The organism is Enterobacter sp. DVT3837, from assembly GCF_056238685.1.
On the sequence record NZ_JBWDLA010000002.1, the window covers coordinates 996,595 to 1,009,985 of the forward strand.

At 49.7% G+C, this 13,391-nt stretch carries 15 protein-coding genes and 1 pseudogene; 5 read left to right on the forward strand and 11 right to left on the reverse strand.

Annotation, left to right across the window (positions count from 1 at the left end; genetic code table 11):
- Window positions 1-10 precede the first annotated feature (10 nt).
- The 3 genes and pseudogenes from AC0XWG_RS19660 to AC0XWG_RS19670 form a co-directional block, all read right to left on the reverse strand.
- Complete coding sequence (locus AC0XWG_RS19660; protein ID WP_208594980.1) at window positions 11-1,474, reverse strand: mannitol dehydrogenase family protein; 1,464 nt, start codon at window positions 1,472-1,474, stop codon at window positions 11-13.
- A 222-nt stretch (window positions 1,475-1,696) separates the two neighbouring features.
- Window positions 1,697-2,980 (reverse strand): annotated as a pseudogene (locus AC0XWG_RS19665) (MFS transporter); the annotation flags it as partial.
- A 139-nt stretch (window positions 2,981-3,119) separates the two neighbouring features.
- Window positions 3,120-3,509: a HumD family translesion DNA polymerase gene (locus AC0XWG_RS19670; protein WP_475680959.1), complete on the reverse strand. Its 390-nt coding sequence runs from the start codon at window positions 3,507-3,509 to the stop codon at window positions 3,120-3,122.
- A 98-nt stretch (window positions 3,510-3,607) separates the two neighbouring features.
- On the opposite strand from AC0XWG_RS19670, the gene AC0XWG_RS19675 reads away from it, so the two are divergent.
- Both AC0XWG_RS19675 and AC0XWG_RS19680 read left to right on the forward strand, forming a co-directional pair.
- Entirely contained in the window at window positions 3,608-4,828 is a 1,221-nt protein-coding gene (locus AC0XWG_RS19675) for an ISL3-like element ISKox3 family transposase (RefSeq protein WP_000343760.1), read from the forward strand.
- Between the two features lie 162 nt (window positions 4,829-4,990).
- Window positions 4,991-6,073 (forward strand): acyltransferase family protein, encoded by a 1,083-nt coding sequence (locus AC0XWG_RS19680; protein ID WP_475680960.1) that lies wholly within the window; start codon window positions 4,991-4,993, stop codon window positions 6,071-6,073.
- Between the two features lie 47 nt (window positions 6,074-6,120).
- Here the strand turns inward: AC0XWG_RS19680 and AC0XWG_RS19685 are convergent, their stop codons facing one another.
- The 7 genes from AC0XWG_RS19685 to AC0XWG_RS19715 form a co-directional block, all read right to left on the reverse strand.
- Window positions 6,121-6,282 (reverse strand): hypothetical protein, encoded by a 162-nt coding sequence (locus AC0XWG_RS19685; protein ID WP_475680961.1) that lies wholly within the window; start codon window positions 6,280-6,282, stop codon window positions 6,121-6,123.
- A 10-nt stretch (window positions 6,283-6,292) separates the two neighbouring features.
- The gene (locus AC0XWG_RS19690) at window positions 6,293-6,709 is read right to left on the reverse strand and encodes a tail assembly chaperone (protein WP_475680962.1); all 417 of its coding nucleotides are present in this window, start codon (window positions 6,707-6,709) and stop codon (window positions 6,293-6,295) included.
- 1 nt (window position 6,710) lies between these two features.
- Complete coding sequence (locus tag AC0XWG_RS19695) at window positions 6,711-7,823, reverse strand: gp53-like domain-containing protein (protein ID WP_475680963.1); 1,113 nt, start codon at window positions 7,821-7,823, stop codon at window positions 6,711-6,713.
- 2 nt (window positions 7,824-7,825) lie between these two features.
- The gene (locus AC0XWG_RS19700) at window positions 7,826-8,464 is read right to left on the reverse strand and encodes a baseplate wedge 1 family protein (protein WP_475680964.1); all 639 of its coding nucleotides are present in this window, start codon (window positions 8,462-8,464) and stop codon (window positions 7,826-7,828) included.
- Window positions 8,465-8,478: 14 nt separating this feature from the next.
- Window positions 8,479-9,531 carry a Zn-dependent oxidoreductase gene (locus AC0XWG_RS19705; RefSeq protein ID WP_475680965.1) on the reverse strand — a complete coding sequence of 351 codons (1,053 nt, stop codon included), beginning with the start codon at window positions 9,529-9,531 and terminating at the stop codon, window positions 8,479-8,481.
- A 14-nt stretch (window positions 9,532-9,545) separates the two neighbouring features.
- On the reverse strand, window positions 9,546-10,760 hold the full coding sequence (gene manD / locus AC0XWG_RS19710; RefSeq protein ID WP_108090004.1) for a D-mannonate dehydratase ManD: 1,215 nt from the start codon (window positions 10,758-10,760) through the stop codon (window positions 9,546-9,548).
- A gap of 111 nt (window positions 10,761-10,871) precedes the next feature.
- Entirely contained in the window at window positions 10,872-11,198 is a 327-nt protein-coding gene (locus AC0XWG_RS19715) for a YnfA family protein (protein ID WP_049005635.1), read from the reverse strand.
- Between the two features lie 152 nt (window positions 11,199-11,350).
- Here AC0XWG_RS19715 and AC0XWG_RS19720 point away from each other — a divergent pair, with 152 nt between their 5' ends.
- Together AC0XWG_RS19720 and speG are read left to right on the forward strand one after the other, a co-directional pair.
- Complete coding sequence (locus AC0XWG_RS19720) at window positions 11,351-11,689, forward strand: DUF1283 family protein (protein WP_028017573.1); 339 nt, start codon at window positions 11,351-11,353, stop codon at window positions 11,687-11,689.
- Complete coding sequence (gene speG / locus AC0XWG_RS19725; RefSeq protein ID WP_028017574.1) at window positions 11,689-12,249, forward strand: spermidine N1-acetyltransferase; 561 nt, start codon at window positions 11,689-11,691, stop codon at window positions 12,247-12,249. The genes AC0XWG_RS19720 and speG overlap by 1 nt, the downstream gene beginning before the upstream one ends.
- A gap of 17 nt (window positions 12,250-12,266) precedes the next feature.
- Here speG and AC0XWG_RS19730 read toward each other — a convergent pair whose 3' ends face one another.
- A complete protein-coding gene (locus AC0XWG_RS19730; protein WP_028017575.1) occupies window positions 12,267-12,977 on the reverse strand; it encodes a YnfC family lipoprotein in 711 nt (236 codons plus the stop codon).
- A 104-nt stretch (window positions 12,978-13,081) separates the two neighbouring features.
- Here AC0XWG_RS19730 and AC0XWG_RS19735 point away from each other — a divergent pair, with 104 nt between their 5' ends.
- Complete coding sequence (locus AC0XWG_RS19735) at window positions 13,082-13,348, forward strand: DUF1161 domain-containing protein (RefSeq protein WP_028017576.1); 267 nt, start codon at window positions 13,082-13,084, stop codon at window positions 13,346-13,348.
- Window positions 13,349-13,391 lie beyond the last annotated feature (43 nt).

The window sequence follows — 13,391 nt, forward strand, 5'->3', positions numbered from 1 at the left end:
ATGAGATGAATTATCGTTGCGCGGCGTACTGTGCCACCGTGGCTTTTGCTCCCTTCTGTAGCAACGTCTGATACGCGCTCATCACCGCATCCACAAAGCTAGCCTCTTCAGGTAACTCTCTGCCAAAAATAGCCTCGATGCCAAGCAGGGCTTTCACACGGCTTTCCCCCTCGGTACTTCCCTTCACTGCCGCCTGAATCACGGCCAGTTGCGGATCGCTCACCTCAATGGTATTACCCTGTTCATCCACACCGCCAACATAGCGCATCCAGCCAGCCACACCCAATGCCAGTAGCGGGAACGGCTTTTGATGCACCAGGTGCCAGCGCACAGAATCCAGCATACGCTGCGGGAGCTTCTGGCTACCGTCCATCGCAATTTGCCAGGTTCGATGACGCAGGGCCGGGTTACTGTAGCGAGCAATCAGCAGATCGGCATAATGACCTAAATCGACGCCTTTCACTTTTAAGGTTGGCGCCTGCTCGTTGAGCATCAGCTTATGCGCGGCAAGGCGGTAATTCTCATCCTGCATACAGTCGTTGATATGCTGGTAACCCGCCAGATAACCAAGATAGGCAAGGAATGAATGACTGCCATTGAGCATACGCAGCTTCATCTCTTCAAACGGAATAACATCTGACACCAGCTCGGCCCCGGCTTTTTCCCATTCAGGACGCCCGGCAACAAAGTTATCTTCAATCACCCACTGGCGGAACGGTTCACAGGCCACTGCCGCCGGGTCGAGCACGCCAGTCAGTTGTTCGATTTTATTCAGCGTGTCTACCGTTACTGCAGGCACGATGCGGTCCACCATCGTTGACGGGAAGGTGACACTGGATTCAATCCAGTCCGCCAGCTCACCATCGACAGCGCGAGCATAAGCACAGGTGACATTGCGCATCACATGGCCGTTCTCCGGCATGTTGTCACAGGACATCACGCTGAAAGCAGGCAGACCCGCAGCTTTACGGCGCGCCAGGGCTTCAACCACTACCCCGGGTGCGGATGTCGGGTGATGGGGGTTTTGCAGGTCGGCGGCAATTAACGGATGATCGAACATCAGTTGCCCGGTCGCGGGTGAGTGACAATACCCTTTCTCGGTGATCGTCAGCGAGACAATTGCCACCTGCGGTTCACACATCGCGGCCAGCACGGTCTCCAGCCCGTCAACCTGCGCATGGAGTGCTTTTTTGACCACTCCGACCACGCGAGATGTCCATGCATCGGCAGACATCTCCGCCACGGTATAGAGGTTATCCTGCGCGTTGAGATCGGCAATCTGCTGCTCGCCGCCAATCAGGTTTACTTCACAATAACCCCAGTTGCTGCCGTGTTCCGCTGCGAGAATGTCGGCATAAACCGCCTGATGCGCACGGTGAAATGCGCCGAAGCCAAGATGAACAATGCGTGCCTTCAGGTCGTCGCGAGTGTACTGAGGAAGCGTGGCTTTCGCCTGTAATAACCGGTTTTCCATGATTAAGACTCGTTAAGTAGAACGCTGTGAACCACTGCCGCTCATTGACCAGAGCGGCAGTGCCTGCTGACTACACCAACTAGAATGGCAGTTGGGGTAAAAAAATAACTGCCATTAACCATACTGATACTTCAGTTTGAAATTTTGATTTATATTAACTTTTGTTCATGTGGTGTGACACACGCTGAAAGTTGTGTGACAAATTACTCAAGTTATAAACCATCAGCGCCGTGAGGAGACGGCTCCGTAGCTTACGGACTCTTCTGGCGCGACTTCCGCTGCATCTTGCGCCGCGCTCAGATCACGGTCACGCACTTCCGGCATCAGGAATGCAGAAACCAGCCCAATCACGGAATAGGCCACCAGCATGGCGACAATCGGCCACCAGGAGCCGGTCATATTGCAGAAGATCCCGGCCAGCACTGGGCCAAACCCGACCGCCACCAGTCCCCCCGCCTCTTTTGAAATAGCCATACGGGTAAAGCGATTACGTGAGCCAAACATTTCCGCCATAGTGATGTTTTCCAGCGCAAACAGCCCCAGAACGGCAAAATTATGGATAACGATGATCGAGAGCATAATCACACCCGGCGCATAACTCTTATCAACGATGATCGACAGCATCGGGTACGCCAGAATAATGGCGGAGATATTCAGGATAATGTACGGCAGACGACGACCCACTTTATCCGACAGCCAACCTAACAGTGGGATGGTGATAAACCCGAGAACCGAACTGATCATCAGCGCATCAGTGGGAATCGCTTTATTAAACAGCAACGTCTGAACCAGATAACCGGCAAGGAACGTCTGAATCAGACCTGAGTTACCCGCCTGACCAAAACGCAAACCTGTTGCCAGCCAGAAGGATTTGCTCTTAAACATGGCACCTAAAGATGTATCGGGAACCACGGTCTCTGTATCGCTGACTTTCTCAAATACCGGGCTCTCTTTGAGATTCATCCGCAGCCAGATGGCGAAGATCATCACCACCACACTGGCAAGGAACGGTACGCGCCAGCCCCATGCGAGCAGCTGTTCACGATCGAGGGCAAAGAACATCACTGCCCAGATAGCCGTTGCGCTCAGCGTCCCGCAGTTGGTCCCCATCGCGACCAGCGAGGAGATTATGCCGCGTTTCCCTTTCGGGGCATATTCTGCCAGCATGGTCCCGGCTCCGGAGATCTCTGCCCCGGCACCCAGCCCCTGAATAATGCGCAGCGTCACTAACAGAACAGGTGCAAAAATCCCGATTTGCGCATAGGTCGGCAGGACACCGATGAGGGTGGTACAGATCCCCATCATCGTGATGGTGATGAACAACACTTTTTTACGGCCGATGCTGTCCCCCATTCTGCCAAAGATAAAGGCCCCGACGATGCGCGCAATATAGCCTGCACCGTAGGTTCCCATCGCCAGGATCAGCGCCATCGCAGCAGACTGTTCCGGGAAGAAGATCTCATGGAAGACCAGGGCGGCCCCAAGCGAGTAGAGCTGGAAATCCATAATTTAAAGGTGAGAAAAATGTAATTGTGAGTATGTAAAGAGCAATCAGGTAAAAAGCAAAGCATTAGCGCAAGCTGAATCATCACCTTCTGTGTGTTTGAGTGAGTTTGCGCTAATTTTTTGTCCCACATATGCCCCATCACGTCACCGGACAATCATCGAACTCTCCAGAACGCGTATCGTTGATGCTGTACGTAATCACCCCAAACACCGGACGCGATGTATCTGACACTTCGTCATTCTGCGGTAACGACTCCCTTCTACCGTTTTCAGGGTTTTCCAGATACGGCTGAGGATGTGTCCTGTATCGCATAATCCTGAACTCACCATCAACAGCACAGACAAGCAAAGAACCGTCCTTCGGCGTCAGGGACGAATCGACTATGAGCATGGCGCCCTTCATGATTCCAGCGCTCAGATATGTTGCACCAGCTATCATCATGTAGGTGGCAGAAGGGTGAGAGATAAGACGCTTGTCGAGTGATATGCGCTCTTCAACGTAGTCTGCTGCTGGCGATGGAAACCCCATGATGCACCTCCGATAGTTACTGTATACATATGGGTCTTCCCTTGTTGTGGTGGCTGAAGGCATGATAATGGTGTATTTAATCGCCAGAGGTCACCGCCATGGACGAAAAGTCCCTCTACGCTCATATTCTCAACCTGTCCGATCCGTGGCAGGTAAAGTCCCTTTCTCTCGATGAAAATGCCGGTTCTGTTACTGTCACTATTGAGATCGCTGAAAACACCCGGCTAGCCTGTCCGACCTGCGGTAAATCCTGTTCTGTTCACGATCACCGTCATCGTAAATGGCGCCATCTTGATACCTGCCAGTTCACCACTATTGTTGAAGCCGATGTTCCACGAATTATGTGTCCGGAGCATGGCTGCCTGACGTTGCCTGTTCCGTGGGCTGGCCCCGGAAGCCGGTATACGTTGCTATTCGAATCGTTCGTTCTCTCATGGCTGAAAATCAGCACCGTTGATGCTGTCAGGAAGCAACTTAAGCTCAGTTGGAATGCGGTTGACGGCATTATGACCCGGGCAGTTAAGCGAGGTCTTGCCCGGATAAAAAAGCCATTATCCGCCCGTCATATGAATGTGGATGAGGTCGCCTTTAAAAAAGGACATCGTTACATAACGGTGATCTCCGATCGCGATGGTCGGGCGCTGGCCTTAACGGATGATCGCGGCACAGAGAGTCTTGCCGGCTATCTTCGCACGCTCACTGATGGGCAGTTGCTGGCTATCAAAACGCTCTCAATGGACATGAACGCGGGCTATATAAGAGCAGCGCGTATCCACTTACCCAGTGCGGTTGAGAAAATCGCCTTTGACCGCTTCCATGTGGCGAAGCAACTGGGCGAGGTAGTTGATAAAACCCGTCAGAATGAACATCCGCACCTCCCTGTTGAAAGCCGACACCAGGCAAAAGGAACCCGCTTCCTGTGGCAGTACAGCGATAAGTGGATGACCGAATCCCGGCAGGAAAAGCTGATGTGGCTGCGTGCACAGATGAAGCTGACGAGCCAGTGCTGGGCGCTGAAAGAGCTGGCAAAGGATATCTGGAACAGGCCATGGAGCGAGGAAAGACGGAGTGACTGGCAGAGATGGTTGGCGCTGGCGGCTAACAGTGACGTTCCCATGATGAAAAATGCCGCGAAAACGATAGGAAAAAGGCTGTACGGGATCCTGAATGCGATGCGACACAGTGTCTCAAACGGAAATGCGGAGGCACTTAACAGCAAGATCAGGCTGCTGAGGATAAAAGCCAGGGGATACCGAAACCGGGAGCGCTTTAAACTGGGGGTGATGTTCCACTACGGAAAGCTGAATATGGCGTTCTGAGCCTTCCCACCATGATCGGGGAAGACCCATACATATACAGTATTATTGACCGGTGGTGTCGATCAAGTGTATGTAACAAAAAACTCGTTCCATTTACTAATGATGTGCGTGGCGCAACACTATCTTACATGCTAATATTTTTTCATTTTCAAGTGGATAAAGATGAAAAGTCTAAACTCACAATACCTTTCAAGGATTGACCATCTACGTTTTATAGCAGCAACATTTGTTGTTTTTGTGCATTCTTATACGGCATTCGGAGGAAAGGAGTCGAGCAATCCATTCATAAATTTCATGCTCGCTGGTGATACGGGAGTTACGTTATTTTTGGTGCTTAGTGGTTTTCTATTCACCATCATATCTGATGGAGGGAAAAAGGATATTTCTTATAAATCTTTTATCTTCAATAGATTTATACGCATCTTCCCACTCCTTTCTATTGCATGGATTACCGCCATGGCTCTATCGAGAGGGACCGCCACATTTTCTGATGCGTTATCCTTGTTCCTTTTCTCAAATTTGCAATCATCCCCACTATTAGCCCATTTTGGTCAAACTTGGACTATAGCGGTTGAATTTCAGTTTTATTTAATATTCCCGTTCCTTGCTCTTTTTCTTAACAGATATGGCGTAAGATACATTGTATATCTGTCTCTTTTTTGGCTTGCGTGGAGAACCATGATAGTAGCAATCTATGGCGGGGAGCTAGGTTCAGATTCATATCTGAATAATCATTATTACTACTTAACAATGCTTGGGCGATTTGACCAGCTATTAATTGGGATGGTGTTTGGATATCTATATATAAACTATAAGGATAAATTCTCTAATCCGATCTTTATCATCGCCAGTTCTGCAATTGTCTTCTTTTCTCTTTTAGCGCTAAGATCTGAAGGTTTGTGGTACATACCAACACCATATGTAACCTCTTTATCATATCTGGAGGCTTTCATGTGGGGTGTTTTTGTGCTCGCGTACTTGTCGTCAAGCATAAAGATACCTTACATCATAGACAATGCATTATCTAAGCTTGGTGAAGTAAGCTTTTCTGAATACATATTGCACGGCGTGGTTCTTTACTCATTCCATAAAACATTCGGAATTCCGAGATTTGTTGCAAATGACAATATCAATGCTGTAATTAACTTTCTAATTCTACTTCCTGCAATTCTCGTCTTTTCCAAGGTATGCTTTGAATTGATTGAAAAACCATTTCTTGGGTTTAGAAAGAAATACGCAAAATAAATATAAGCCCTCCATGGAGGGCTTTACATTCCTGCAACCGAATTATTTTACACAGGCTCAAAAAAACCGCATTCTGCGTCATCGCAAAACCACCACTTCCCATTCAGATAATCTTGCTGATGCATTGTTGATCCGCATATCGGACAGAATTTCACGGTAGAATCCTGTTGCTGCAGGCTCTGTTGTTCTTCGTTTGATTGTGTTGCCATGATGACCACCTTATATAGGATATTGTAATTTTGCAGCAGCGATATCAGATACGTACTTGGCTTTTCGCTGGGTAATTTGATCTCTAACGGCTTGCTGTTTTGTTGTTTCAGATGGGCCATCACTTACGATAGCTGCCAGATATGCAGTGTTTAATTGCGCAATGTCATTTTTGTAATCGGATGCCAAAGATGTAAGTGCGTCTGAGAGTAATGCGCTATTTGGAACTGGCGGCTTATCAATCCATGCAGGCATACCATCAACAACTCCAAGCATCTTCCCGTCTGGTGGCATTGCTCTGTATGTTTGGAAAAGGCTGTCAATAACGTCTACCGCATCAGACAAATTCCACCCGGCAGATTCATAATCTTGTAGCATCGATTTTGGGAAGAATGAAACATGCAATGCTGACCATACGTAATTGTTCATATCAACTCCCAAACGCCAGGTAATAAATAGTATACGTGCCGCTTGTATTCGTATAAACGTTAAACCGGTCCGTTCCAGGGATGTATGTATTAAAGGATACTGTATTGGCATACAAACCGTTGCTGACTAATGTCACGACAACGCTTGAGCAGGCATTTGGGAATGGTACCGGGAAGAAAACCCCGTTACCTGTAGTTCCAGAGGCGATTCCGGATGCGTTACCACCCATCATCACCATTCCACCAGGAAATTTATACCAAAACGCCGATGCAGTTGATCCGCTTAAAAACGAACTCATATCAGGTATTTGTGACGCCCCTGTACCAACGTTTCTTGTGGCTGTTGTTCCAAGCCCAAGAACGCTTCTTAGCCCTGCTGCATCCTTTCCGCTAAGAGTTGTTAGGGTTGAATCTACTGGTTGAGCGCCTATATCTGAAGGTGTTGGCTTGTTCCTAACATGATATAACTCACTAATTTCTGGAGCCCCACCAAATATCTGTCGCCCAAGGAATGCTCTGAACGCAGTGCCATAAGAAATGGCTAATTGCCCCCACTCGCTATTTGTAGGTCCGCCTGATTGAGTTATTGTTACACTCTCTGGGTAAAGGTTGGCTGCCTGAAAAGCTTCATACAAGAATCCGCCTACGTGGGCGTTAGCAGCGGCACTTCCTGCGATACTTCCACCAACACCGTAATCACCAACCTTTAAAACATTTAAATATTTAACAATATCCAGCCATCCAGCTCCTCCAGAATTCGGATTTGTTGTGTTTGCATCATTTCTATTTATAAAGATGGTATTTCCGTCATCACTTAGAATGACAGCCCCAGATGGATACCCACCAATTCCAGTTGAAAATGAAGAGTCATATGTGTTTAGAGCGCCAGCACTAGACCATCTAGCCAAAGTGGAAAGCTCATACAGGATTTGATTCATATCCTGGCCTTTTGGGGGCAAGCCACCTGCTGATTTAAGAATCATTGTAACTGGAGGGAAGCCATCATTATACGATGCTGTATTATCTCCAGCAGGTGTTGAAGGCAATAATGCCTCTCTTTGCCCATTAACCGCAAATGGGACTGGTTTTTTTGGGGGGGCATCAGATCTGTTCATGTTTAATCTCTGTAAAATGTTCCATCATTGAATGGATACGCATCGCTGGAAAAACCGAAGTAAGGCGCAACAATCTGCCTTACATTTACAAGAACTCCGCTGGGAACTGGTGTAACGTTGTAGCTAGTAAGTATTGACTCTTCATAGGGGGCCAGTTCAAATTCAAATGTTAACCCAATAGTCATATCTCTGTAATTTACGCAATACGCCCTTCCTCTTTTATAAAAAAGCATTTTCAGGAATCTATTAATTTCAGGAATAGTGGCAACACTAATGTTGGTAAAGGCTTTGCAGAGTATTAGCGTGCGATATGCATCGTCTCCTAGCCTTACGTTTGTTGTTTCCTGCACCCCGGCAAAGAAAGGAGCGTCGTTGAATGGGGTGGGGTAATCTGGACTAGTATCATCTGCTTCACTAAAGCCAAAAGAATTATTTTCAATTGGGGCAACAATATATCTTCCAATCCCAACAATCTTACCCCAAACGTCCAATCCATATGTCTGGCATGTCGTTAAATCCCATACCTTTGCTATGAACTCATCGGTAAAATCATCAAGGCTTATAGCCTGATTAAATGTATCGATTATAGAAAGGAGTTTTTGGCTTGCTGAGTATTGTGTGAGGATTGTGTCCTTCCACATTTAGCACTCTCCCATTAAACCAATGTTACAGTGATATCCGACGCCTGGATTGTTGGCACCTGGTCGATACCCATCGTCACAGACGGAGTGAATGTGGTTCCGTTTAATGAAACCTGAAGTAACAGCACGCCAACCGTGTCAGGATTGATTGAAATTATTGGCGCGTAATATTTACCGGAGTTTATTGTTGAGCCAATTCTGGCCTTTCCAATTCCGTCATATTCTCCATTGAACACGGAGATAACCATGTTTTTTACCTGCGTGGTTATATCGCTGGGCGGATTTAATGAAGCATCAATCTGAATCTTGAAATAGACCCTTGTCGGAGATGCCTTCAGCCACTGCATGTCATATGAGGGATATGGTGGAAGATAGTTAACATTATCGTAAACCGTGTAGTGCGTTGTTCCGTTCAGGTTAGCGCCTGGGTTATTCAACACCCAGTCCGCGCCGCTGCGCTGGGCCATTTTCAGGCGTTCATCGATGCGGTCAACCACGATAACCTGCTTCACCTTGTAGACGCCCTTCAGCGCCTGAACGGTGACCAGCCCCATCGGTCCTGCGCCGTATATCAGCGCAACGTCCTGCTCGGTGGGGTTGGCCTGCCCCGTCACGTTGGCGGCAATGGTGAAGGGTTCAACCATGACGGCGTGTTTATCCGGGATCGCGTCCGGGATAGGCCAGGCATTTTTAGCGGGCACTGCCGCATAGTCGCTGAATCCGCCGTCACGGTGAACCCCCAGCACCACCAGCGAGGTGCAGACGTTCGGTTTTCCGACGGAACACGGATAGCAGTGCCCGCAGCTGATCACCGGGTCAACCGAGACGCGCTGGCCCAGGCGCGAACTGTCGACACCCTCGCCCACAGCATCAATGACGCCAAAAAATTCATGTCCGATCACTCGCGGATACATCGCAAACGGGTTATGCCCCCGGTAAATATGGCTGTCTGAGCCACAAATCCCGGCCAGTTTAATGCTGACACGCACTTCTCCGGCAGCAGGTTCCGGGCGTGGACGCTCTTCAATCACCAGTTGGTTCGGCTGCTGAATCACTATGCTTTTCATCGTTCGTTCCTCACTTACCAGTTCCACAGCGTGCCGTCTTCAAGACGGGCCACCGGCAGATAGGCAGGATCGTACGGATACTTCGCTGCCAGCTTTTCATCAAATTCAATACCCAGGCCCGGCTTATCGCCCGGGTGCATATAACCGTTATCAAAGCGCCAGCTGTGCGGGAAGACCTCCAGCATCTGTTCGGAATAGCCCATGTATTCCTGCACGCCGAAGTTCGGCACCCACAGGTCGAAATGCAGCGCGGCCGCATGGCACACTGGCGAGAGATCCGACGGGCCGTGTGAACCCGTACGCACCTGGTAGAGCGAGGCAAAATCCGCGATGCGGCGCATCCCGGTGATCCCCCCCGCATGGGTAATGGTGGTACGGATATAGTCGATAAGCTGCTCCTCAATGAGCTGCTTGCAGTCCCAGATGCTGTTAAACACTTCTCCCACCGCAATTGGCGTAACGGTGTGCTGGCGGATCAGGCGGAAGCACGCCTGATTTTCCGCAGGTGTAGGATCTTCCATCCAGAACATACGGAATTCTTCGATGCTTTTGCCGAAACGCGCCGCTTCGATGGGCGTCAGACGATGGTGCATGTCGTGCAGAAGATGTTCATTGAAACCAAATTTACTGCGTACCGCGTCAAACAGCTTTGGGGTGAAGTCGAGGTATTTTTCGGTGGACCAAAGCTGCTCTTCCGGCCAGTCTCCTTTCGTGGCAGGCTCATACGCCAGCCCTTTCCCTTTTGACATGCCGTAGGTGGTTTTCATGCCCGGTACGCCACACTGGACGCGGATCGCTTTAAAACCCATCTCTTTGTGACGGGCGTAATCTTCCAGCACGTCGTCAAGGGTGTGCCCGGTGGTGTGGCAATAAACCATCACCCCTTCCCGGGACGCGCCGCCCAGCAACTGGTAGAGCGGCATGTTCGCCGCTTTGGCTTTGATGTCCCACAATGCCATATCCACGGCAGAGATGGCCGACATGGTAACCGGGCCACGACGCCAGTAAGCACCTTTATAGAAAAACTGCCAGATATCTTCGATGCGGTGGGCATCACGACCAATTAACTGCGGGCAGAGGTGATCCTTCAGATAAGACGCTACGGAAAGTTCGCGCCCGTTTAGCGTGGCGTCGCCAAGACCGATAATCCCCTCGTCGGTAGTGATTTTAAGCGTGACAAAGTTCCGCCCCGGGCAGGTAACAAACACGTCAGCCGCGACAATCTTCATAATTCCTTTCCTTACATCGTTGGTTGTGATGTTGGAAATTTACTCAACTACACTACTACCATACAAGTATAATGATCATAAAATCAGCGAGCGGTCACAAAAACCAGGCGCTCAGGCTCGCCCCCATCCCGCAACAATAATCAGCATACCGCACAGGGCAATCAGCGCGCCGGCCCAGTCGTATGCGCTGAGTTTTACTCCATCCACCACGCGCAGCCACAGCAGTGCGGTACAGACATAGACTCCACCGTAAGCCGCATAGACACGACCGCTGGCTGCCGGGTGTAGCGTTAACAGCCAGACAAACAGCGCCAGCGCCACGCCGGCCGGGATGAGCAACAAGACCGTTCCGCCCTTCTTCAGCCAGAGCCAGGGCAAGAAGCATCCGATGATTTCGCAGAGCGCGGTGACGAAAAAAAGGAGTGTGGTTTTGATCATATTTAACGTTGTATGAGGATTTATTTAGACATCATACCTGATGATGTCCTTTACTTTTCCATACCCTGCCTACGGGTATGACGTAATTTTACTTTGGTGTAGAATCTGAACGGGATAACGTGATTATCTGCACTCACTTAAAAGGAAACGCGATGACTACATTAAGCAAACGCCTTTGTCTGACAGCCCTGCTGGCGCTGTCATCGTTCGCCTTTGCCGCCTCAGCAACAGCGGAAACCAGTAAACTCGTTATTGAGTCTGGTGATAGCGCGCAGAGCCGCCAGAACGCCGCCATGGACAAAGAACAATGGAATGACACCCGCAACCTTCGTCAGAAGGTTAACAAACGTGCGGAAAAAGAGTGGGACAAAGAGGATGTCGCTTTTGACGCGCGCGATAAATGCCAGCAAAGTGCAAACGTTAATGCTTACTGGGAGCCAAATACCCTGCGCTGCCTGGATCGCCGTACTGGCCGCACGGTAGCGCCTTAATGTCAGCGCCCTGTGATATAAAACTCCGTCCGCTGGAGCGTGAGGACCTGCGCTTTGTCCACCAGCTCGATAACAACGCCAGCGTAATGCGCTACTGGTTCGAAGAGCCTTACGAGGCTTTTGTCGAGCTGTCCGATCTTTACGATAAGCACATACACGATCAGAGCGAACGTCGTTTTGTGGTGGAGTGTGAAGGTGAAAAAGCCGGGCTTGTTGAACTGGTTGAAATCAACCACGTTCACCGTCGGGCAGAGTTTCAGATTATTATTTCACCTGAGCATCAGGGGAAAGGTCTTGCTTCACGCGCGGCGAAGCTGGCGATGGATTACGGATTTAACGTCCTGAATCTCTACAAGCTTTACCTGATAGTCGATAAAGAGAACGAAAAAGCGATTCACATCTACCGCAAGCTGGGCTTTATGGTGGAAGGTGAGTTGATTCACGAATTCTTTATCAACGGTGAATACCGCAATACCATTCGCATGTGCATCTTCCAGCACCAGCACCTGGCCGGACACAAAACCTCCAGTGCCAGCCTGCTGAAACCTACCGCGCAGTAACCTGCGCGGCTTTATGCTCAGTAGTACTCAATCGTGTTTTTGATCGTGTATTTGCGCTCAACGGCGGGTTTGACGCTATCGTCCGTTATTGTGAGATCGCAACTGACAGGATTATTATGACGATCGTAGTCGCAGCTCTGCTTCACGTTGCCCAACGGCTTGTCATTCAGCATGCTCACTGCTGAGTAATCCATCCTTTTGCGAATATCCTTAGACGGTGTCGACTGAACGGATAAATGCTGATCCCCGGAGACGGTGGTTTTACCCAGCGGGTAACCGTCCGCGTCGTAGCGGTACTTCACCTCCATCTCTTTGCCGTGCGCCGCCACCACAAAACCGTTATCGTCGGTATCCCACGTCACCCCGGCTGATGGTAATTCCGCCAGCTGGCACTTTCCCTGCAGTTTCACTTTGCGCTGCTGAGTTTCCGCATCAAGGTAGTAGTTGGCATCCAGCACCAGCGCCACACCGGTGTTAGCCTCGAGGTCGTGCAGCTCCAGGGTATCGAAACATCCTTCTGTCGACACGGTACCGGTGACCCGTTTAGACACTTCCCCTTTTTCATTGAACAGCGTCTGGGTAAAGTCTTTGACCGGACCGCGCAGAGGGTCAAAATCAAACTCATTCGAAAAGCTCGCCATCTCGGGGGTAAACGACAGCGGCGCGGTGTTGTTATCACACCCCACCAGTGTCGCTGCCAGTAGCGTTATCGCTGCGTATTTATTCACATTCATTACCGTACAGAGAGATTATTCCCAATCATATTAGCAAATACAGTTGTTTACACGAAGCCTGCTAAAATTAATCTACACACAGAGATAAGGAGCTACAGATGAAACGGTTACCCTGGATTACCGCCCTGCTGTTAATGAGTGCTTCAACGGCCGCGCTGGCGGCACCGGATTCCTGCGAACGCGTGAAAAGCGACATTCAGCAGAAAATCATCAACAACGGCGTGCCGGAGTCAGGTTTTACCCTGAGCATTGTGCCAAACGACCAGGCTGACCAGCCGGGCACGCAGGTGGTGGGTCATTGCGCCAACGATACCTTTAAAATCTTGTACACCCGTACGGGCAACGGTGCTGCTGAAGCTCAGTAATTCACCCTCAATCCCCTTTGATTTGATGAGGATTAATATTTAA